The organism is Cupriavidus basilensis (assembly GCF_000876015.1).
Lineage (GTDB): Bacteria > Pseudomonadota > Gammaproteobacteria > Burkholderiales > Burkholderiaceae > Cupriavidus > Cupriavidus basilensis_B.
Genome location: NZ_BBQM01000030.1, coordinates 57,478 through 77,066, shown reverse-complemented (window position 1 = coordinate 77,066; position 19,589 = coordinate 57,478). Strand labels below are relative to the sequence as shown.

Below are 19,589 nucleotides of genomic sequence, written 5' to 3'. Positions count from 1 at the left end.
ATGAAAAAGGAAGGCTCCCTCTTGCTCTCGGATTACGCTGCGGAAATTGCAGCCACAGACGTACTCAACCCGAATGACTTCAATCCTGTCCTCCAAGGTCTATACGGAGAAGTCGGCGGCATAATGGCTACGGCCAAGAAAAGTGTTCGAGAGAGAACGGCTTACCCGGGTTTCAAGAAGGCGGCAGAAGAAGAGTTTGGCGACACCCTCTGGTATTTGGCTGCAATCTGCAGGCGCCTGCAGATTCCTCTCGAAGAGATATTCTCGGAAGCTGCGAACCACGGAAACTTCAAGAATGTGGGCGCTGCAAGTGACATCACCGAAGGTGCGTTAGCCTATATCGCTGTGCCTGTCGCCGCGACTGCTTCGTTGGATGCCACCTTGGTGCGTTTGGGGCAGTCAGCGGCAGCGCTACTTGGAAGTACGCCTGCACGCGCAGACTTGATTGCTTTCGCACGGGCTTACCTGGATGCAATTCATGCGGCCGAACTTGCGTTCTCTGAGGTGGCTCGCGGAAATCTCCGGAAAGCTCGCGGCGCGTTCTTGGAGCCGCAGGCAGAAGACCTGGCTGGCCTTGATTTCGACAGTGAGTTTGGAATTGAGGAACAGCTACCCAGGGATTTCAAAATCCGGGTCAATCAGCGAGGCAGTGGCAAGAGTTACCTCCAATGGAAGGGCGTATTCATTGGAGACCCTCTGACGGACAACATTGCCGATCGCGATGGCTACCGGTTCCATGATGTCTTCCACTTTTCTTATGCAGCAATCCTGCACTGGTCACCTGTGATGCGGGCATTGATCAAGCACAAGCGAAAGAGCAATCCGAAATACGATGAAGAGCAGGACAGTGGTCGGGCCATCGTCGTGGAAGAAGGGCTTTCAGCGTGGATTTTCTCCAGAGCCAAGGAGCTGAATTTCTTCGAGAATCAGGAAAAGGTCTCACTTGGGGTTCTCAAGACCATTGGTGAGTTCGTGAGTGGTTACGAAGTGGAGAAATGTCCGCTAAAGCTCTGGGAAAAGGCAATCCTGGATGGCTATGCTGTCTTTCGCCAGCTCAAGGAAAATCAAGGCGGCTGGATCATTGGAAACCGAGAACAACGCACCATCAAATACATGCCACTTGAGTCTGAAAAATGAAGATCCACCCGTTCGTTGATGCAGTTGCTTCTCTGCAGTTCGAAGACTGCTTCAATCCGTATTCGGATCGTTGTGAAGTTCATGATCGACGCGATGCACCACGTCGCCGTGCTGCTGCACTGTCCGCCATGTTGCGTCGTGCAACCGAGGAACCCGTAGACGCGATATGGATTGGACGAGACCTCGGATATCGCGGAGGACGCCGCACTGGGTTAGCCCTGACCGACGACCTTCACATAAGCCAGCACGCTAGGCGTTGGAATCTCGACCAGGTCGCCGAACGGCCGACGATAGGCAGTGCTGTGGCCGAACGAACCGCCGCGGTCATATGGGGCATGCTGGAACATATTGATGCCCGCATCTTCCTCTGGAACGTTTTCCCTCTGCATCCGCACGAATCAGGAGATCCGTTCACCAACCGGCAGCACAACGCGCGTGAGAGGCGAGCCGGCGAAGAACTGCTCCAACAGCTCATTGTCTTGCTACGTCCCTCTCGCATCGTCGCCATCGGCAACGATGCCGCCGCTGCGGCCCATCGCATCACGGATTCCGTACCCGTGATTTGCGTGAGGCATCCTAGCTATGGAGGACAGACCCAGTTCCAGAGGCAAATCTCGGAGCTCTATGGGCGCCCCATGAGCACTGGGTCGTTGTTTTGACGAGAGGCTTGGCTTCTTAGCGCGCAGCGATCGCCGCTTCAATCCAGCCCGACAGGTTGTCACTGATGTGGTTATAGGCCGCACTGCTCGTGGCCCCTGGTGGATCGTACATGCGGACGACGGTGGATAGCTTTCTACCGTCGTTCAAGGTAAATGAGTCAAATGGATTGGCCCCGGCAACTGATGGTTGCTGGTTGTGGTCCAGCAGCTTATGGACTCGTATCCCCAAGAGTCCCTTGCCACTATTCCATGACTGCTCAATCTCATATCGAATCCAGGGGCGATTCGCCGTTTCGGCTCCGACCAGAACAATTGTGCATGTCCGTCCTTGCAGCTGATCGTCGATCCAGCGCTTGATTGCGGCCTCGCCGCCTCGCTTCACTTCTTCCCATTTGTTATCGCTTGCTGGTTGGTTGCCCTCAACAACACCAATATTCCGTATCTTGGAGGCGCGCCAACTGTCGCGTTGATAGTGGAAGCTATAGAAGATTTTCCGTGGCATGGCGAGTCCTTTGTTGGATCATGTAAATCTGCAGAGGAGACTCAACTCGCTGCACCTTGAATGTTCAATGCGAGGTGCGTGTGAAAGAGTTGCGCGAAGTCCACATCACCAAGATCCGCATCGGCGAAATAACCTTGATCTTTGGCCAAGTTCAAGGCCGCCCCGCCTGGCGACGGTACGGGCAGAACTTTGGCGGCGGGGTGGAATTTCCTGAAGAGTTCATGCTCGGCTTCCACTCCTTCCATGCCGCCGATGAAAACAGCGGCAACGAGATCATCGCGCGACAGCATTTCTTCCCGCATTAGCAGCAGGCTCGCCTCTCTGTCACCGGCAACTGCATTGGTGAATACTACATTGTGAAAACGGTCGTTTTCTTCCGGGTAACGATCCTTGAAGAACGTGCTCTGATACAGAACCACGGCCCCAGAATAATCGACACCCAAATCCTCACAAATGCTCCAGATCATAGGCGTGATAGCGGGATGGCCTCCCCACACGATCTTGTGCTGACGAATGACGGCCATGACCAGTTCCCTCACAGCGCATTGGATGAGGAATGGATTGGCGGTCTCGTGATACGAGCCGCGGCCGACAAGTGGGACACTGGCTGAAAGGAAGATTGCGCTCACGATTCAGGCCTCCCAGTCCGCAAATTGCCATCCAGCCTCGCTGGCTTTGACCCACCGCGCAGAGTGGATATGCTGGCCCAGCCAGTCCAAATGCCCCAGCCACCGGGGATGCAAGCCAACATGATCGTAAACGACGGCAACCGATTGATCTGGCGAATTGGTGGATGCGTCATGCAACGTGGTCGACGTGGGGACACCAACTGTTGGGTAGACGACGACATTCCGGCCATCCGGCAGTCGGATATAGACCGCCTTGTTCGGTCCAACGCCGACAAGTTGACCGCCAATCGTTTGAATAGCGTTGCGCAAATTGCTCACTAGATTGACGGAACGGACCGCATGGCTTTGGCTGCGAACTTCTTCGAGCTGTAGACAGATTCGCTCCACAGCGCTGTCCGCGAGGCGTCCTGTGGCCGCATCCACTTCGTCGGGCAACAATTCTGCGCGACTGGCGGTGGCTGTTCGCGCAGATGGCGTGCAGTCTGGCCAGCCAACCCGTAAGACGCTGATGCCTTTCGCCAGAGCGCGTCCGAACTCTGCGCTTGTCCAGCGGCTTTCAAAGTAGCCTGGCGTGTCAAGCATCACAAGAACGTCGGAATCGCAAAGGCGATGCCATAGCATCGTCTGAAAATCTTCCGCAGGTGGAATCCCATGCGTATCGAGAAACACATCGAATAGCCGAGCAGATAAGGCGTCAAAGAGCTGCAAGGCTGCCTCACGGGCTTCGCCCCGGCGGTAACTTACGAACACTCGACGCTGGCGAGGTAGCAACCCCGCACACTCAAGTAAAGCGGTCGCGACACGCTGTGACCCGTTGGCGGCATAGGCTAAGCAGTTGAGAGGTCGCAGTAATTCAGGAATCTCTGCGTTAACTCGATTGACGTCGGATGCTATCGGCAGTAGCGGGATGCCTCGCTCCAGCAACTTCGCCACGTTGGCGAGAGGTGGATTGTCGCCCCCGAAAAATACTGCAGCGGATGAGCGCTGTTGGTCGGGGTTAAACGCTTCCGGGCGCACCTCCCATCCAACTTCATGTCCTAGTCGCAAGTTGAACATGCCTACGGCAGTTCCGACGATTTCTTCAAGCTCAGAAATCTGGGCGTCGGTTGGCGAACCAAGCACTGCAAGTTGATAGAGGGCGGCCATGCTCTTCCTTGTGATTTCAGTGTTCTCGCCTATCTGACCTTACGAAACCCAATGCGGGAATCTCCTTCAAAGATAGCCGATTTCGGGCGTCCCCGGTCGGGCCGCGCTGTCGTGCTACGCATCAAGCCCCGCTGCGCGAGTCTCGCCCCTGCGGGCTTCCATCGTTCCCTCGCGACGCTCGGCTGACGCCTCCGGCCCTGCTGGGCCTGCGCGCTCCGCTTGCCAGGGTTCGTGTATGGCATGGGGCGGTCTTGCTGTTTCCCTTCACCGTACCACGGCGTTCTCGCCGTCAAGGGCGGCGCGCGCCATGCGCGCTTGCGTCCTGGCGGCCGTCTGCGACCCCTGACTGCTTGCGCTGCGCCGTGCTGGCACCGGTTCCGGGCAATTCCGCCCGAGCAACCGGAGCACGATCATGTCGCAACTGACCCTCACTCTCGACACCCCGCTGATGGTGCGCGATGGCCGTGGGCGCTATCGGCTGGCGGACGCCGACCAGATTCTGGAAGCCGCGCGCCAGGTCATCGAACAGAAGATGCAGCGCGGCGAGGCGTTCACTTCGCCGGAGGCGGTGAAGGACTACCTGCGCGCCAAGCTGGCCGGCTTCGAGCACGAAGTCTTCGCGGTGTTGTTCCTCGACACGCGCCATCGGCTGATCGACTACGTGGAGATGTTCCGCGGCACGATCGACGCCGCCGAGGTGCATCCGCGCGAGGTGGTGAAGCAGGCGCTGCGGCTCAATGCGGCGGCGGTCATCGTTTCGCACAACCATCCGAGCGGAAACTCCGAGCCGAGCGCGGCCGACAAGGCGATGACCTCGCAGCTTCGGCAGGCGCTGGCGCTGGTGGACATTCGCACGCTGGATCACGTCATCGTTGCGGGGACTCGCACCACGTCATTCGCCGAACGCGGCCTGCTTTGACCATTGGGGGCTTCGGCCCCCTTTTTGCTGCGCCCGGCGGCGCAACTCCGGCCCTCGCGGGCCTGCGCGTGCTGCGCACTTGCCGAAAACCCGGGTGCGTGGAGGTGCGAGGGAGGCGGTCTTGCTGTTCCCTTCATCGTGCCACGGCGTTCTCGCCGTCAAGGGCTGCGCGCCGATGGCGCTTGCGTCCTGGCGGCCGTCGTTGACCCCTGACTGCTTGCGCTGCGCCGTGCCCCGGAAGGGTCGGGCAATTCCGCCCGGCTTCCTTTCAGGAGTTCACCATGAACAACGCACTCATCACCGACGAGCAGCGCATCGTGTTGCTGGCCAACGGCCGCGAATCCTTGGAGAACCCGGACTTCGATCCGGCCCCCGTGGTCAAGCTGTTCACGCCGGACGCCGGCGCGACCTGGCTGCTGACCGAGATTGATCCCGATGACCACGACCACGCCTTTGGGCTGTGCGATTTGGGCCTGGGGATGCCGGAAATCGGCTGGGTCAGCCTGCAGGAGCTGGCGGCCGTGCGCGGGCGGCTCGGGTTGCCGGTCGAACGCGATCTGCACTTCCGTGCCGAGAAGCGCCTGAGTGCCTATGCGCGCGATGCGCGGCTGGCCGGGCGGATCATCGAATGATTTCGCGCGGGGCGTCGCAAGATGCCTCGTTCAAGGTTTCAGGAGATCCGGCAGGCAGTCGGCGAATGCCGGCTGGATCTTACTCACGGGCTTGGCCACGGCCTCGTCGCCGGTGAGGACTGCCATCGTCATGCCGGTCATGGTCGTCAGACCGTTCGAGCTGCGCAGTACCTGTAGCGCAAGATCGACCGGGAAGCCGTCGGCACTGCGCCGCAGTGGATGAATGCCGCCATGCACGAACGAGTTCATGCCGTGCCAGGTCACATCCTTGAAATGCGAAAGCATTTGGTGCGCAGCCGCCGGCGCGCCTTGTCCGACTCGCTTGCCGATCTGCTCAATCATTTCGCTGGCGCCAGGCAAGTTCTTGGCCGCCTGTTCGCTCTGCAGCGTCAGTGGCGCCAGCAGCTTGTCGATCGCTGCGTCGCTGGCTGCGTAGAGCAGCCACATTGCCCGCGTCAGGGCCTCGAACTGCAGGCGCATGAGGCCGACGGCGGACGAGGGTAGTCGCAGCGCCATCAATGCTCGCATCGCTGTTGCATGCTCCATAGCGACCAGGCACATGCCAAGAGCTGACTCGCCACGGGGCGATCCATCGAAATCGGCGTCGCCCAGTAGTTCATCCAGACGTTCGTGCAAGGCATTGGAGCGGTGGAGCATGTGCTCCAAACGATCGTCGTTGTTGATGATGGTTTCCTCCATAGAGGGATCGTAGGACAGTCGTGCGTCCCCGGCCAAGAAACATGGCCGGTCGCGCTGTCGTGCTGCGCATCGAGCCTCGCTACGCGAGTCTCGCCCCCTTCGGGCTTCCATCGTTCCCTCGCTCCGCTCGGCTGACGCCTCCGGCCCGGATTCCTAGATCCGGGCCTGCGCGCTTCGCTTGCCGTGCGGTCGGCGTATTGAGGGGCCGTGGCCATGTCCAGCCGTCTCCCCTGACTTCATCACCTTCACCGCGACTGTAGCCCGCGGCCGTGTGCCGTCAAGGCGCGCAGGGCCGTGTCCTCGGCTGCGCCTGCGGGCCGCACCCACCCTGCGCTTGCCTCCTTGACGGCCCCCGTCCGCGCGCTCCTGACCGTCGCGGGCGATGAACTCAGGAAAGACGGTGGCAACAGGGCCAACCGGGTTCCTCGTGCCGACCGCACCGAACAGCCGAAAGGCTGGGCTTCCGAATCTAGGAATCCGGTATGCGGTGAACAGCAAACCCTTTTTTCTTTGTCAGGAGAAATGCCATGCAACTCGCATCCCGCTTCGCTTCCCGTTCCCCGGTGCTGCGTTCGGAACGTCCCTTGTCCGATGACCAAATCCGGGCCGTGGCCCCGTCCATCTACGCGGAAGCCCCGCACGAAAGCCGCTCCGAGCGGTACAGCTACATCCCCACCGCCACCGTGCTGCAAGAACTGCGCGGGGAAGGCTTCGAGCCTTTCATGGTGACGCAAACCCGCGTGCGCCACGACGACCGCCGTGACTACACCAAGCACATGATCCGGCTGCGCCACGCCAGCCAGATCAACGGCCGCGAGGCCAACGAAATCATCCTGCTGAACTCCCATGACGGCACCAGCAGCTATCAGATGCTGGCCGGGATGTTCCGCTTCGTTTGCAGCAATGGCCTTGTCTGCGGTGACACCGTGGCCGACGTGCGCGTACCGCACAAGGGCGACGTGGCGGCGCAGGTGATCGAAGGCGCTTACGAAGTCCTGCACGGCTTCGACCGGGCGCAGGAATCGCGCGATGCCATGCGCGCGATCACGCTGGACGCCGGGGAATCGGAAGTGTTCGCCCGCGCTGCGCTGGCGTTGAAGTACGACGAGGACAAGCCCGCGCCCATCACGGAATCGCAAATCCTGAGGCCGCGCCGCCATGACGACGACCGCCGCGACCTGTGGAGCGTGTTCAACCGCACGCAGGAGAACTTGACCAAAGGCGGCCTGTCCGCCCGCGCCGCGAATGGCCGCCGCCAGACCACCCGGCCCGTGCAGGGCATCGACCAAAGCGTGCGCCTGAACCGCGCCCTGTGGCTGCTGGCCGATGGCCTGCGCCAGTTGAAAGCCTGAATCCCCACGCGGCAGGGGCAGGCAGCAGCCCTTGCCGCTTCTCTCGCTGCTGCACCCCAACCGCAAGGAGTTATCACCATGAACGCCGTACTCAAAACCGAAGCCGTCGCCATCGAAGCCGCCGCACCGCTGGAAGTGGCCGACCCGACCAAGAACCTGATCTTGGTCCCCCTCTCGCAGTTGTTGCCGCGCCGCTCCAAGCGCAACGTCCGCACGACCCCGCGCCAATCCATCCCCGAACTGGCCGCGAGCATTGCCCGCATCGGCCTGCTGCAAAACCTGATCGTCATCCTCGCCGCCGATGGCGAGCAATACGAAGTCGTCGCAGGCGACCGTCGCCTGACCGCCTTGAAGCTGCTGGCGAAGAAGAAGCGCATCCCCGCCGACTACGAAGTGCCGTGCCTGCTGGTGGCCGATGCGTCCGCCCGCACCGTCAGCCTCGCGGAGAACGTGCAGCGCGAGAACATGCACCCCGCCGACCAGTTCGCGGCCTTCGCCGCGCTGGTCAAGGAAGGCCGCTCGGTGGAGGACATTGCCGCAGACTTCGGCGTGTCCCCGCTGGTGGTGCAGCGCCGCTTGAAGCTGGCGAACGTCTCGCCGCGCCTGCTGGCCGATTACCGCGCCGGAGCCGCGACGCTGGAACAGTTGATGGCCTTGACCATCACCGACGACCACACCGCGCAGGAAGCCGCGTTCTATGGTGCGCCGGAATGGCAGCGCAGCCCGTCCAAGCTGCGCGAGCGCCTGACCGAGCGCGAAATCGACGCCGCGCACGCGCTGGTGCGCTTCGTCGGGCTGGACGCCTACCGGCAGGCAGGCGGCGGCATCCGCCGCGACCTGTTCGCAGAAGGCGATGCCGGAACCTACCTCACCGATACCGCAGTGCTGGAAACGCTGGTGCGCGACAAGCTGGCAATGCTGGCCGAGGACGTGCGCGCCGAGGGATGGGCATGGGTGGAGGCCGTGCCGCATCTGGCCTACGAGGAACGGCAGGCGTTCCAGAACGCCCCGCGCCACCGCCGCGAGCCGACCAGCCGCGAGGCTCGCCGCATCGCCTCGCTGGAAACCCGCCTCGAAAAGATCGAAGCCGAACTGGAAGAAGCCTGCCAAGTTGAAAGCAGCGAGGACGAGGCCAAGGCCGAGAAACTGGAACAGCGGCGCGATCAGGTGGTCGGGGAACTGCAAGACGCGGAGGACGCCTTACAAGGCTATGCCCCCGAAGTGCGCGAGGTGGCCGGTGCCATCGTCACCATCGACCGCAGCGGCGAGGCCGTCATTCATCGCGGCCTGCTGCGCGAAGCCGAGGCGAAGGCGCTGCGCACGCTTGAAAAGCTGCGGCGCGGTTTCGGCAGCACCGAAGGCGAAGCCGCCAACGACGAGCACGAGGACGCCGACGACGCGCCCAAGGCCGCGAGCCTGTCCGACCGGCTGGCGCAGTGGTTGAGCGCCCATCGCACGGCGGCGCTGCAAATCGAAGTCGCACGGCATCCGCACGTCGCGCTGGCCGCGCTGGTGCATGGCATGGTGCAGAAGGTCTTGCAGCCCGACGCCTACGGCGATGGACTGCCACTCGGCGTGCGCCTCACGGCGCAAGACCGGCTGGAAGGCATGGCCCCGGACTGGCCGGAATCGCCTGCCGCCGTGGCGCTGCGCGAACTGCAACAGGTAGCCGGTGAAGCCTTGCCGGAGGACAGCGCCGAACTGTTCGCCGCGCTGCTGGCGAAGTCGCAAGACGAACTGGTGCGGCTGCTGGCCGTGTGCGTGGCTTCCATGGTGGACGTGGTGACGCCCCGTGCCACGCCGCACCAGCCCGGCAAGGAACTGGCGCAGGCCGTGGGCCTCGACATGGCCGCATGGTGGAAGCCGACCGCAGAAGGCTACTTCAAGCACGTTTCCAAGGCCGTGATTCTGGATGCCGTGGGCGCGTTTGCACCGGAATTCGTCACCCGGCTGGCGAAGCTCAAGAAGGCCGACATTGCCAGTGAGGCCGAGCGGCTGGCCGATGGCACCGGCTGGATGCCCGCCATCTTCAAGGCCGAAGGCCCGCAGGAGGCCGCGCAGGAAGAAGGCCCGGAGCAGGACGCCCCGGAGGATACCGAGGCAATGGCGGATGAACCCGCCGAGGCACTGGCCGCTTGACCCGCGCCGAAGGCAAGCGCCCCGGCCTCGACCGGGGCGCTTCGCTTTGTGTGGTGGCGCATCGAGACGAAGGAATAACCGCGATCAGCACCGCGCCCAGGCCGTTCCGCCCTGGGCGCGGTGGACGCGAAATCCGGGTGCGACAGTGGCCGCGCCCGGTGTTCAAGGCCAATAGCCGAATTAAAACGCCGCCGCCTTCGCGCTGGCTCAGGCGGCGGCGTTGAAGGCATCGCTGTAGTGCGCGATGCCTTCCGGCACTGTCCCATGCAGGGCCAGCGCCATGAAATAGCCGGGCGGCACGCCCGGCAGTTGCAAGCCCGCATGGGCCTGGAAGCCAAAGCGCGTGTAGTACGTTGGATCTCCCAGCAGCACGCAGCCTGCGGCCTGCATAGCCCGCAGTTCAGACAGCGCCTGTTCCATCAGGCGCGAACCGATGCCTCGCCCCTGCCTTGGCGGCAGGACGGAGATCGGCCCCAACCCATACCAGCCCTCGGTCTTTCGCCTGTGCTCATGGGTGATCGTTACTGGCGACAGCGCGACGTGACCGACGACGCGCCCATGTTCTTCGGCCACGATGGAAAGCGTCAGTTCGTTGGCGGCACGCAAGGCGCGCACGATGAATTGCTCGGTGTGGCTGGTGTGTGGTGCATCAGCGAAGGCGGCGGTCGTGACCGCTTCGATGGCGGCAATGTCGTCGGCGGTTTCGTGTCGGAGCTGGATGGTCAGGGTGTGCCACATGAGATTCAGACGCCCATTGCCATGACCCAGCCCACCAGCCCGGCTAACAGCACCACGAGCGCCGGCGGCACGCGCCCCACCGTCAGCAGTCCGAACGAGAGCAGCGCCAGCCCAAAATCCGCCTTGCTGTGGATGGCACTCGTCCATACCGGGTCATAGAGGGCGGACACCAGAATACCGACCACGCCGGCGTTGATGCCGGCCATGGCCGTCTGGATGCCCGCGCGGTGGCGCAGCCCTTCCCAGAACGGCAGTGCACCGACCAGCATGAAAAAAGCGGGGAGGAAGATCGTGCCCAGGAGTGCCAGCCCGCCGATCCAGCCATGCAGCGGTCCGTGGGCGACCGCGCCGAGGTAGGCCGAGAAAGTGAACAGCGGCCCCGGCACGGCCTGCGCCGCACCGTAGCCGGCCAGGAAGTCGGCATTGCTCACGACGCCGCTGGGCACCACCGAGGCCTGCAGCAGCGGCAGCACAACGTGTCCACCGCCGAAGACCAGTGCACCGGAGCGGTACACCCCTTCCAGCAGGGCTATCGTGGACGAGTCCGTGGCTGCCGCCCACAGGGGCAGCCCGACGAGCGGTGCGGCAAACAGCAGCAGCGCCACGATGCCCAGCTTGCGCGAGACGGGGTAGCTGTGGGCGTGGCCGCCGCCGGGTTGCGCGATCTTCAATGTCCACCAGCCCAGCAGCCCTGCCACCGCGATGGCGGCAAGCTGTCCCGCGGCCGAGGGCAGGACCATGGTCAGCAGCGCCGCCAGAATGGCCAGCGCGGCGCGCGGCCGGTCCGGGCACAACGACTTGGCCATCCCCCAGACCGCTTGCGCCACGATGGCCACGGCGACGACCTTGAGCCCGTGCACCCAGCCGGACTGGGCCAGCCCCTGGTACTCGGCGATGCCAAAGGCGAACAGGATCAGCGCAATCGCCGATGGCAAGGTGAATCCGGCCCAGGCCGCCAGCAGCCCCAGCCAGCCCGCGCGGCCCAACCCCAGCGCCATACCGACCTGGCTGCTGGCCGGCCCCGGCAGGAACTGGCACAGGGCGACCAGATCGGAGTAGCTGCGGTCATCCAGCCAGCGGCGACGCTCGACGAACTCCGAGCGGAAATAGCCCAGATGCGCGATCGGCCCGCCGAAGGAGGTCAGCCCCAGCTTGAGGAAGGCGCCGAAGACTTCGACGGGTGAGCCGCGCGCGGCAGCGGCCTCATGCTGCAAGGTGTTGGTGGAATCTGTCATTTGTGCATCGCCTCCCCGGTGAACTCCCGGATGCGGTCCTTGGCCAGCGCCAAGCCTTCCTTGCCCTTGGGCGTGATCGTGTAGAGCTTGCGCACGGTGCGCCCTTCACGCTCCTGGCGGGAGACGAGGTAGCCGTCGCGCTCCATCTTGTGCAGCATCGGGTACAGCGTTCCGGGGGAGAGGCGGTAGCCGTGGTGGGCCAGCTCGTCGATCATCCATTGCCCGTAGATCTCCTGCTCGGCTGCGTGGTGCAGCACATGCAGGCGGATCAGCCCCGACAGCAGGTCGTGGTGCTCCATGGCACGTGGAGTAGGTTTCTCTTTCATATCGAATATCGATAACGAAATTCGATAATACCAGCCTCACTTCAGATTGCCTGCCGCTTGTGCGGGAGGTCTCAGACCCTGCGACCCTCCGCATCCACCACGGCTTCGCCGTCTTCCTTGCGGAACGCGCCGCGCTGCGGCTGCGGCAGGATGTCCAGCACGGCCTCCGAAGGCCGGCACAGGCGCGTGCCCAGCGGCGTGACCACAATGGGCCGGTTGATGAGGATGGGATGCTGGAGCATGAAGTCGATCAACCGGTCATCGCCCCACTGCGGGTCGCCCAGGCCCAGTTCGGCATAGGGCGTGCCTTTCTCGCGCAGCACGGCGCGCGCCGATACGCCCATTGCGGCGATCAGCACCATCAGCGTCGCCCGATCGGGCGGGGTCTTCAGGTACTCGATGACCGTGGGCTCCTCGCCGCTGTTGCGGATCAGGGCCAGCACGTTGCGCGAGGTGCCGCAGTCGGGATTGTGGTAGATCGTGACGGTGCTCATGGGAGTGACCTGGTTGGTTATCGGGTGGCGGAGTTCGGGCCGCATTCGTACCAGCCGCGCGAGCGGTTGACCACGCGCACGACCAGCAGCATCACGGGTACCTCGATCAGCACGCCGACCACGGTGGCCAACGCCGCGCCGGACTGGAAGCCGAACAGGCTGATGGCGGCGGCCACGGCCAGCTCGAAGAAGTTGGAGGCACCAATCAGCGCCGAGGGACAGGCAATGTTGTGCTGCTCGCCCAGCCGACGGTTGAGCCAGTAGGCCAACCCGGAGTTGAAGAACACCTGGATCAGGATCGGCACCGCCAACATGGCGATCACCAGCGGCTGGCGGATGATGGCCTCGCCCTGGAAGGCGAACAGCAGCACCAGCGTGAGCAGCAGCGCCGCGATCGACAGAGGGCCGATGCGCTCCAGCGCCCGGTCGAAGGCGGCTTGGCCCTTGCTCAGCAACGCGCGGCGCCAGAGCTGGGCCAGGATGACCGGAATCACGATGTACAGACCGACCGATACCAGTAAGGTGTCCCACGGCACCGTAATGGACGATAAGCCCAGTAGCAGGCCCACGATTGGGGCGAAGGCGAAGACCATGATGGTGTCGTTCAGCGCCACCTGCGACAGCGTGAACACAGGATCGCCCCCGGTCAGCCGGCTCCAGACGAACACCATTGCCGTGCAGGGTGCGGCGGCCAGCAGGATCAGGCCCGCGACATAGCTGTCGAGCTGGTCGGAGGGCAGCCACTGCGCGAAGACCTGGCGGATGAAGATCCAGGCGAGTAGCGCCATCGAGAAGGGTTTGACGGCCCAGTTGACGAACAGCGTCACGCCGATGCCGCGCCAATGCTGCTTGACTTGGCCGAGAGCGCCGAAGTCCACCTTGAGCAGCATGGGAATGATCATCACCCAGATCAGCAGGCCCACCGGCAGGTTGACCTGCGCGATCTCCATGCGGCCGATGGCATGGAACACGCTGGGCGCGAACTGGCCGAGCGCGATACCGGCGACGATGCACAGGAGTACCCACACGCTCAGGTAGCGCTCGAAGACGCTCATGGTGGGGGCGGCCGGCACGCGGCTGGCCGTTTGGGTTCCAACACTCATCGCGCAGACCTCACTTCGTGCCGATGCTGCGCAGCTCGTGCTGCAGCGACATGGCATCCAGGCGTTGCATCGGCAGCGACAGGAATAGCTCGATGCGCCGGCGCAAGGTCAGCGCCGCATCCGTGAATGCCTTGCGCTTCTGTTCGTCGGTGCCCTCGACGGCTGCGGGATCAGGCACACCCCAATGCGCCGACATCGGGCGTCCCGGCCACACGGGGCAGACCTCGCCGGCGGCGTTGTCGCAGACCGTGAAGATGAAATCCAGCTCCGGCGCACCGGGCGCCGCGAACTCGTCCCAGTTCTTGCTGCGGTAGCCGGCGGTCGGCATGTGCAGCCGCTCCAGCGTGGCGAGCGCCAGTGGGTGGACTTCGCCCTTGGGGTGGCTGCCCGCCGAGTAGGCGCGAAAGCGCCCCTGGCCCAATTCATTGAGGATGCCTTCGGCCAGGATGGAGCGGGCCGAGTTACCCGTGCAGATGAACAGGGCGTTGTAGGTCTTGTCGGTGGTCATGGGTATCTCACATCAGCAGCAGGAGGAAGCCGGCTTCACCGCAACGCCCACCGGCTTGCCGCGCACCGGGGTACAGCACGCTGCGGCGGAAGTCGCTGCAGGCGCCGCTTCGTTAAAGACCGGAATGTTGCCCAGCGTGTGGAAGTGCTCCCAGGCCACGCCCTGCGGATCGGTGATCCAGTGCTTCTCGCTGCGCGCGTAGCAGCAGGTCGTGGTGCCCTCGTCCAGCAGCGTCATGTCGGCCGCCTCGGCGCGGGCCTTCAGCACCGCCAATTCCTCGGCATCGTCGGTCTGGATACCCAGGTGGTCGATGCCCGGCTTGTTGCCACGTGTGGAGATGGCGAAGTTGACCGGCGGGTCTTCGAGCATCCATTTGGCGTAGTCGCCTTCGACGCGCGCGGGCTGCGCGGCGAACAGTTGGGAATAGAAGCCGATGCTGCGGTTCAGGTCATCGACGTGCAGGTGGACGTGAAAGCGCTTCATGGGGGTGATCCTTTCAGCAGGAAGTACAGGCAGAGGAGGATTCGGTGACCTCGCACGCGCCGCCCTGGCAGCAGTGCTCGGTCAGATAGCCGAGCAGCCCATTCATCTGGGTGAAGTCGGCGCGGTAGATCAGGTTGCGGCCCTGCTGCTCGATGGTGACCAGGCCGGCATGGGCCAGTTCTTTCAGGTGGAAGGACAGGGAGTTGCGGGCCACGTCGAGCTGGTCGGCGAGGACGCTGGGTGTCAGCCCTTCGGGGCCGGCGACCACCAGGGCGCGGAACACGCGCAGCCGCTGGGTATGGGCCAGGGCGCCGAGGGCGGAAATGGCTTGGGTCTCGTTCATGATTCGATAATACAACATTTATTGAATCATTGGCAAAACGCTTCAATTGAATGGAGCCTGCGCGCTTGCGAGGCTTGACTTTCAAGACAGTTGCTCACGCCTTCGCGCCTGCGGCGCTGCGCGCTTCGCTTGCCTCCAGGGGAAAGCCCTGCGGGCTATCCCCGCCGCGCGCAGCTTGGCGCCCCTCGATGTGGCCGAACCGGCTGCGCCGGATCGGCCCGTCCAGCGCCCCGCCGCGATGAACGGGGCGCTGGCGAACACGCTGGCGCTTGCTGCGGCAGGTTGTGCAGGTGCGTGCCGTCCTCAACGCTGGCGGTTCCTGCCCATCACGTCACGAAGGACGGTTCACGGACAACCCGCCCGGCATCGCTATGGAGCTTCCACGCCACGCCTCAAGACCGGCGCCGCAAGGTGTGGTGGAGGCGTTCTCGCCTGTCGTTGCGGGGTTGACCTCGCCCGCGTCAGCGGGCGAGCCGGAGAAGCCTTCGAGCGGGGATGCCGAGCAGGCCCTATCTCCTTTCGGAGCGGTTCGACCCAAGGCGTCCTTGTCTCGTTGTGAATCCTGGCGGTGGCGCGGCTGCGCCTCGGGCTTCATGGCTGCAACCGTCCGGCGAAAACAATTTCCCCGCCGCTGCACGGCTTCCTCGCGCAGCAAATTCTTTTCGCCTCCCGGCTCTCCACTGCGTTTCGACCGCAAGCGGTGCGGCCAGCCCGTCCCCTGCCGGCCGGATCACAACAAGGACGCGATGGGCGCGAACCTTGTTCAACCGAAAGGAGAAAACATCATGGCCAACATCGGCACCTTCACCGCAGACAAAGACGGCTTCACCGGCACGCTTCGCACCCTGACACTCAACGTCAAGGCCAAGCTGGTTCCCAACGACAAGGGCAGCAGCGAGAACGCCCCCGACTTCCGCCTCCAGGCCGCCGGCCACGACATCGGCGCGGCGTGGAAGAAGACAAGCGAGGCCGGGCGCGATTACCTGTCCGTGACCCTCGACGATCCTTCGTTCCCGGCTCCGGTCTATGCCCGCCTGATCGAAGGCGAGGACGGCACGCACGACCTTATCTGGTCGCGCAGCAAGCCCCAGGCGGCGTGACCGCCGCAGCGCCCCGCCCATCGCGGCGGGGCGCTGTGCTGCTGGTCGCAGCACATCACAACGTCACGCGCGCGGCTTCGCCGCGTCGCGTTCCTTCAACACCGCCTCCAGCTCCTGGCGCACCTGCGCCAGCAGTTCGTCGGCCTTGTGCGGGCTATTGCCCGCATAGGCCAGCGTCAGCAGTGTGAGCGGGTGGATCTCCATCACCTCGCACAGCTCGGCCAGCTTGTTCAAGGTCGGGCTTTTCAGGTCGCGTTCGAGGGTACTCATATAGGTACGGCTGGACACGTCAGAGAAGGCTTCCTGGCTCAAGCCACGGGCCTTTCTAACTGTCTTCAACGCCTTCGCCAATGAGTTCCCAGCCGCCACCTATGGTTTCCCTCGAAAAACCAAGATGACAGCCCATTGCGTCCTATAGAGCTACAATCTATAGTGTTCATTTGGTGTTCTACGTTTTTGTGCCTTTACGGAAATCCGCATCGGCGGGTTCCAGCAAAGCCACGCAAGCGCATCCGCGCTTGCGCACGAAGGCGTAAATCCGGTTTGGCGGTTCTGCGCTTGGGCGTGAAACCGCATCCGTGCATCATTGGATTTGTGGGATTGCCGACCATGCCCCAGCCACTCGCCACCGTCCCGGAGCGCGCGCAACTGCTCGCCAACGGCGAGGCCCGCGCCGCTGGCCGGGCCATCGACCCGGTGCCCGTGGTGCGGCTGTTCACGCCGGACGCGCATGTGACCTGGCTGCTGGCTGCGCTCGATCCCGCCGATGGCGACACCGCCTGGGGCCTCATCGACCTGGGAATCGGAATGCCGGCGCAAGGAACCGTCAAGCTGTCCGAGCTGGCTGGCATCGTCGGGCCGCATCAGCAGCCCGTGATGCGCGACCTCTATTTCCGCCCCACGCGCACGCTGTCGGAATACACCCGGCTGGCCGAGCGCGACGGGGCCATCCCGGACTGAGTACGGCCTACTGTGGCTTTCTCAGTCTGGTGTCATGCCGGATAGGTCTTAATCGGCACTCTTGCGGCATACCCCGGCAAATCTGATCGAAACAGTCATGATGTCCGGCCTGGGCTGCGGCAGGCTGGCCTGTACGGCGTCCCACGGTCGGGGCGCTGCCACTGCCACATTGAGACGGAAACCGCAACGCATCGGAGCCAATTGGTCTTGACAACCCGAGCCACAATTTTTACCCATGACGTTCTGACGATGGCGATGTAGCGCGTAGCCCGGCCGTGGCGGCGATTCCTGTTCCCAGGAGGTTGCGTCATGGCCGATCGCGCCGCCGAGTCTTGGTATCCGACTGCCGCGTATCTGTACGTGCTGCATCTGGACAGCCTTGCGCTCGCCTGGGAGTACCTGCGCAGGCACCCCGACTACCGGCTCGATTGGCTGCGCCATCGTCGCCGGTCACAGGCAGCACAGGACGCGGCGCATCGCTGGGGCCTGCGCCTGCTGGAAGACCCGGCCCTGGATGCGCGCGACGCGCATCCGGCCTGGCAGCCCGGCCACGCTGCCGTGGTGCAACTCTACCCCGATGCCGATCCGCCCGTGGATGCCGAATCCTTCGCGTTCTGGCGTATCCCCGGCCATAAGCAACTGCTCCACGATGGCAAGGGGCTGGCGCTCACCGCACGCAGCCCCGGCCATTGCCTGCGCTTCGCGCTCGCGCCTGGACTGGAAGACGGCATGGCCGTCGCCTATGCCCACCGCGGCGGCGCTGCCGCGCCTGCGCGCGGTCATGTGTTCGGCGCGGCACTGGCCGATGCCAGACGTAGGCCGACACCTGCCGCGCTGCTGGAACTGCACACCTTGCAGGCGCTCGACGCGACCCTGGCGGGTGCGTCCTTGCGCGACGTGGCCGAAGGTCTGTTCGGCGCCGATGCCGTGGCCGCCGACTGGCACGCCGATGGCGATCTGCGTGCCCGCGTGCGCCGCCTGGTGCGGCGCGGCGATGCGTTGATGCGCGGCGGCTACCGCCGCCTAGCACAACTGTCGCCGCTTGAGAAGGGACGTTTTGATGGAGACGCAAAACGTCCCTGAGCAGAGCAGCTTCGTTTTCTGAGACTGGCTTCCATCCGGTTGCGCTGTGTGGCCGGAGCTTTGCAACCGATGGAGGTTCATCTCATGCGTCCCGCTCCTTTGCGGCCTGCCGCCGCTGTCTCAACTGCTGCCGCGCAGCCCCAACGCTATCTGACCAACGACGAAGCCGCCGAATACCTGCGCCTGTCGCCGCGCACGCTGGAAAAGCAGCGCGTGATCGGCGGCGGCCCGCGCTTTCGCAAGTTCGGCCGGCGCGTCATGTACGCCGTGGCCGACCTCGATGCCTGGGCCGCCGACCGCAGCTTCGAGACGACTTCCGATCCCGAATACGCCGAGCACCACTCGGCCGACAGCCGTGCGCGCTGACCACTGGAGCGCGGGAGGCCATCGCCATGTCCAGCCCTGCGCTGCCGTCCCGGCAGCGGCCGTTGCAAGAGCGCGAACAGCTCGACCTGTTCCGCGCCTTGCCCGGCGACATGGCGCCGCGCGACAGCCAGGACTTGATGGCCTTTCCGTTCTTCTCGCTGGCGAAGTCGCGGCGCGTCGCGCCGATCGACTTCCGGGCGGGGAACGTCACGATCCGCGTGGAAGGCACGGCCGAGCATGGCATCGCCACGATTTGGGACGCGGACGTGCTGATATGGGCGGCCTCGCAGATCGTGGAAGCCCGCGACGCGGGCTTCCGCTCGTCGCGGCTGATGCAGGCCACGCCCTACGAGATCCTGCGGTTCATCGGGCGCGGTACGTCGCTGCGCGACTACCAGCGCCTCAAGGCCGCCCTCGACCGGCTGCAATCGACCACGGTGGCCACGTCGATCCGCGAGACGACCGGACGGCGCCTGCATCGCTTCTCGTGGATCAACGAGTGGAAGGAACTGGCCGATGCCAAGGGCACGCCCTTGGGGCTGGAGCTGATCTTGCCGGACTGGTTCTATGCCGGCGTCATGGACGCCGCCCTGGTGCTGACCATCGACCCGGCGTATTTCCGGCTGACGGGCGGCATCGAGCGCTGGCTGTACCGGCTGGTGCGCAAGCACGGTGGCCGACAGCCGGGCGGCTGGCAGTTCGATTTCCGACACCTGTATCGGAAATCGGGCAGCGCTACGCGCTTCTCGGACTTCGCCTACGACCTGCGCACGCTGGTCGCGCGGCAGTCGCTGCCGGGCTACGCCCTGGGCATCGAGCGGATGCCGGACAACGGCGCCGAGCTGCTGACCTTTCGGCCCGTGCCATACACGGCACGGGGATAAACGGTGCGCAACTTGTGGACGGGCTCGTGCTATCAGGAGTACGAGGTATCGTGCTATCGGGAGTACGGCTATCGTGCTATCAGGAGTACGAATCGGCCGCAAAGCCAATAACGGCGCGGGTTTGCGGCCCCTCTAACTTCCCTAACTTAAAA

Annotated in this window: 24 protein-coding genes; 11 read left to right on the top strand and 13 right to left on the bottom strand. The window is 64.1% G+C overall.

The features are described from left to right. Both KF708C_RS35215 and KF708C_RS35210 read left to right on the top strand, forming a co-directional pair. The gene (locus KF708C_RS35215; protein ID WP_015014842.1) at positions 1-1,137 is read left to right on the top strand and encodes a nucleoside triphosphate pyrophosphohydrolase family protein; all 1,137 of its coding nucleotides are present in this window, start codon (positions 1-3) and stop codon (positions 1,135-1,137) included. Continuing rightward, complete coding sequence (locus tag KF708C_RS35210) at positions 1,134-1,796, top strand: uracil-DNA glycosylase (protein ID WP_011805824.1); 663 nt, start codon at positions 1,134-1,136, stop codon at positions 1,794-1,796. The genes KF708C_RS35215 and KF708C_RS35210 overlap by 4 nt, the downstream gene beginning before the upstream one ends. A gap of 16 nt (positions 1,797-1,812) precedes the next feature. Here KF708C_RS35210 and KF708C_RS35205 read toward each other — a convergent pair whose 3' ends face one another. The 3 genes from KF708C_RS35205 to KF708C_RS35195 are packed head-to-tail and all read right to left on the bottom strand — an operon-like array spanning position 1,813 to position 4,073. Beyond that, positions 1,813-2,298: a TIR domain-containing protein gene (locus KF708C_RS35205; protein ID WP_011805825.1), complete on the bottom strand. Its 486-nt coding sequence runs from the start codon at positions 2,296-2,298 to the stop codon at positions 1,813-1,815. Positions 2,299-2,339: 41 nt separating this feature from the next. Beyond that, complete coding sequence (locus KF708C_RS35200; RefSeq protein ID WP_043565517.1) at positions 2,340-2,927, bottom strand: hypothetical protein; 588 nt, start codon at positions 2,925-2,927, stop codon at positions 2,340-2,342. A gap of 3 nt (positions 2,928-2,930) precedes the next feature. Then, complete coding sequence (locus tag KF708C_RS35195) at positions 2,931-4,073, bottom strand: toll/interleukin-1 receptor domain-containing protein (protein WP_013721785.1); 1,143 nt, start codon at positions 4,071-4,073, stop codon at positions 2,931-2,933. A gap of 412 nt (positions 4,074-4,485) precedes the next feature. Here KF708C_RS35195 and radC point away from each other — a divergent pair, with 412 nt between their 5' ends. Beyond that, the gene (radC, locus tag KF708C_RS30950; protein WP_013721784.1) at positions 4,486-4,992 is read left to right on the top strand and encodes a RadC family protein; all 507 of its coding nucleotides are present in this window, start codon (positions 4,486-4,488) and stop codon (positions 4,990-4,992) included. 281 nt (positions 4,993-5,273) lie between these two features. Then, a complete protein-coding gene (locus KF708C_RS30945; protein WP_013721783.1) occupies positions 5,274-5,624 on the top strand; it encodes a DUF2958 domain-containing protein in 351 nt (116 codons plus the stop codon). Positions 5,625-5,654: 30 nt separating this feature from the next. Here the strand turns inward: KF708C_RS30945 and KF708C_RS30940 are convergent, their stop codons facing one another. Next, the gene (locus KF708C_RS30940) at positions 5,655-6,323 is read right to left on the bottom strand and encodes a DUF6988 family protein (RefSeq protein WP_013721782.1); all 669 of its coding nucleotides are present in this window, start codon (positions 6,321-6,323) and stop codon (positions 5,655-5,657) included. Positions 6,324-6,850: 527 nt separating this feature from the next. On the opposite strand from KF708C_RS30940, the gene KF708C_RS30935 reads away from it, so the two are divergent. Together KF708C_RS30935 and KF708C_RS30930 are read left to right on the top strand one after the other, a co-directional pair. Then, positions 6,851-7,675, top strand: coding sequence for a DUF932 domain-containing protein (locus KF708C_RS30935; RefSeq protein WP_015014844.1), 825 nt, complete (start codon positions 6,851-6,853; stop codon positions 7,673-7,675). A gap of 78 nt (positions 7,676-7,753) precedes the next feature. Next, positions 7,754-9,814 carry a ParB/RepB/Spo0J family partition protein gene (locus KF708C_RS30930; protein WP_059415459.1) on the top strand — a complete coding sequence of 687 codons (2,061 nt, stop codon included), beginning with the start codon at positions 7,754-7,756 and terminating at the stop codon, positions 9,812-9,814. Positions 9,815-10,021: 207 nt separating this feature from the next. Here the strand turns inward: KF708C_RS30930 and KF708C_RS30925 are convergent, their stop codons facing one another. From KF708C_RS30925 to KF708C_RS30890, 8 genes are all read right to left on the bottom strand, one after another. Next, positions 10,022-10,540: a GNAT family N-acetyltransferase gene (locus KF708C_RS30925; RefSeq protein WP_023980163.1), complete on the bottom strand. Its 519-nt coding sequence runs from the start codon at positions 10,538-10,540 to the stop codon at positions 10,022-10,024. Positions 10,541-10,557: 17 nt separating this feature from the next. Next, positions 10,558-11,787, bottom strand: coding sequence for a chromate efflux transporter (chrA, locus tag KF708C_RS30920; RefSeq protein WP_003107233.1), 1,230 nt, complete (start codon positions 11,785-11,787; stop codon positions 10,558-10,560). Next, positions 11,784-12,086: a PadR family transcriptional regulator gene (locus KF708C_RS30915; RefSeq protein ID WP_003107234.1), complete on the bottom strand. Its 303-nt coding sequence runs from the start codon at positions 12,084-12,086 to the stop codon at positions 11,784-11,786. The genes chrA and KF708C_RS30915 overlap by 4 nt, the downstream gene beginning before the upstream one ends. A 98-nt stretch (positions 12,087-12,184) precedes the next feature. Continuing rightward, a complete protein-coding gene (gene arsC / locus KF708C_RS30910; RefSeq protein WP_013721779.1) occupies positions 12,185-12,607 on the bottom strand; it encodes an arsenate reductase (glutaredoxin) in 423 nt (140 codons plus the stop codon). Between the two features lie 17 nt (positions 12,608-12,624). After that, the gene (gene arsB / locus KF708C_RS30905; RefSeq protein ID WP_013721778.1) at positions 12,625-13,710 is read right to left on the bottom strand and encodes an ACR3 family arsenite efflux transporter; all 1,086 of its coding nucleotides are present in this window, start codon (positions 13,708-13,710) and stop codon (positions 12,625-12,627) included. A gap of 10 nt (positions 13,711-13,720) precedes the next feature. Next, positions 13,721-14,218: an arsenate reductase ArsC gene (locus tag KF708C_RS30900; RefSeq protein ID WP_013721777.1), complete on the bottom strand. Its 498-nt coding sequence runs from the start codon at positions 14,216-14,218 to the stop codon at positions 13,721-13,723. Positions 14,219-14,230: 12 nt separating this feature from the next. Continuing rightward, on the bottom strand, positions 14,231-14,701 hold the full coding sequence (locus tag KF708C_RS30895) for an ArsI/CadI family heavy metal resistance metalloenzyme (protein WP_003107243.1): 471 nt from the start codon (positions 14,699-14,701) through the stop codon (positions 14,231-14,233). A 13-nt stretch (positions 14,702-14,714) separates the two neighbouring features. Further along, the gene (locus KF708C_RS30890; protein WP_003107245.1) at positions 14,715-15,062 is read right to left on the bottom strand and encodes an ArsR/SmtB family transcription factor; all 348 of its coding nucleotides are present in this window, start codon (positions 15,060-15,062) and stop codon (positions 14,715-14,717) included. Positions 15,063-15,829: 767 nt separating this feature from the next. Here KF708C_RS30890 and KF708C_RS30885 point away from each other — a divergent pair. Beyond that, entirely contained in the window at positions 15,830-16,144 is a 315-nt protein-coding gene (locus tag KF708C_RS30885; protein ID WP_015014848.1) for a DUF736 domain-containing protein, read from the top strand. A gap of 63 nt (positions 16,145-16,207) precedes the next feature. On the opposite strand, the gene KF708C_RS30880 is transcribed toward KF708C_RS30885, so the two are convergent. Beyond that, entirely contained in the window at positions 16,208-16,513 is a 306-nt protein-coding gene (locus KF708C_RS30880) for a helix-turn-helix domain-containing protein (RefSeq protein WP_013721774.1), read from the bottom strand. 240 nt (positions 16,514-16,753) lie between these two features. Here KF708C_RS30880 and KF708C_RS30875 point away from each other — a divergent pair, with 240 nt between their 5' ends. The 4 genes from KF708C_RS30875 to KF708C_RS30860 all read left to right on the top strand — a co-directional run bounded on the left by KF708C_RS30875 (position 16,754) and on the right by KF708C_RS30860 (position 19,437). Then, complete coding sequence (locus tag KF708C_RS30875; protein ID WP_015014849.1) at positions 16,754-17,104, top strand: DUF2958 domain-containing protein; 351 nt, start codon at positions 16,754-16,756, stop codon at positions 17,102-17,104. A gap of 309 nt (positions 17,105-17,413) precedes the next feature. Next, the gene (locus tag KF708C_RS30870) at positions 17,414-18,187 is read left to right on the top strand and encodes a DUF2285 domain-containing protein (protein ID WP_013721772.1); all 774 of its coding nucleotides are present in this window, start codon (positions 17,414-17,416) and stop codon (positions 18,185-18,187) included. An 84-nt stretch (positions 18,188-18,271) separates the two neighbouring features. Beyond that, positions 18,272-18,553 (top strand): helix-turn-helix transcriptional regulator, encoded by a 282-nt coding sequence (locus KF708C_RS30865; protein ID WP_013721771.1) that lies wholly within the window; start codon positions 18,272-18,274, stop codon positions 18,551-18,553. 26 nt (positions 18,554-18,579) lie between these two features. Then, entirely contained in the window at positions 18,580-19,437 is an 858-nt protein-coding gene (locus tag KF708C_RS30860) for a replication initiator protein A (RefSeq protein WP_015014850.1), read from the top strand. Positions 19,438-19,589: the final 152 nt, after the last annotated feature.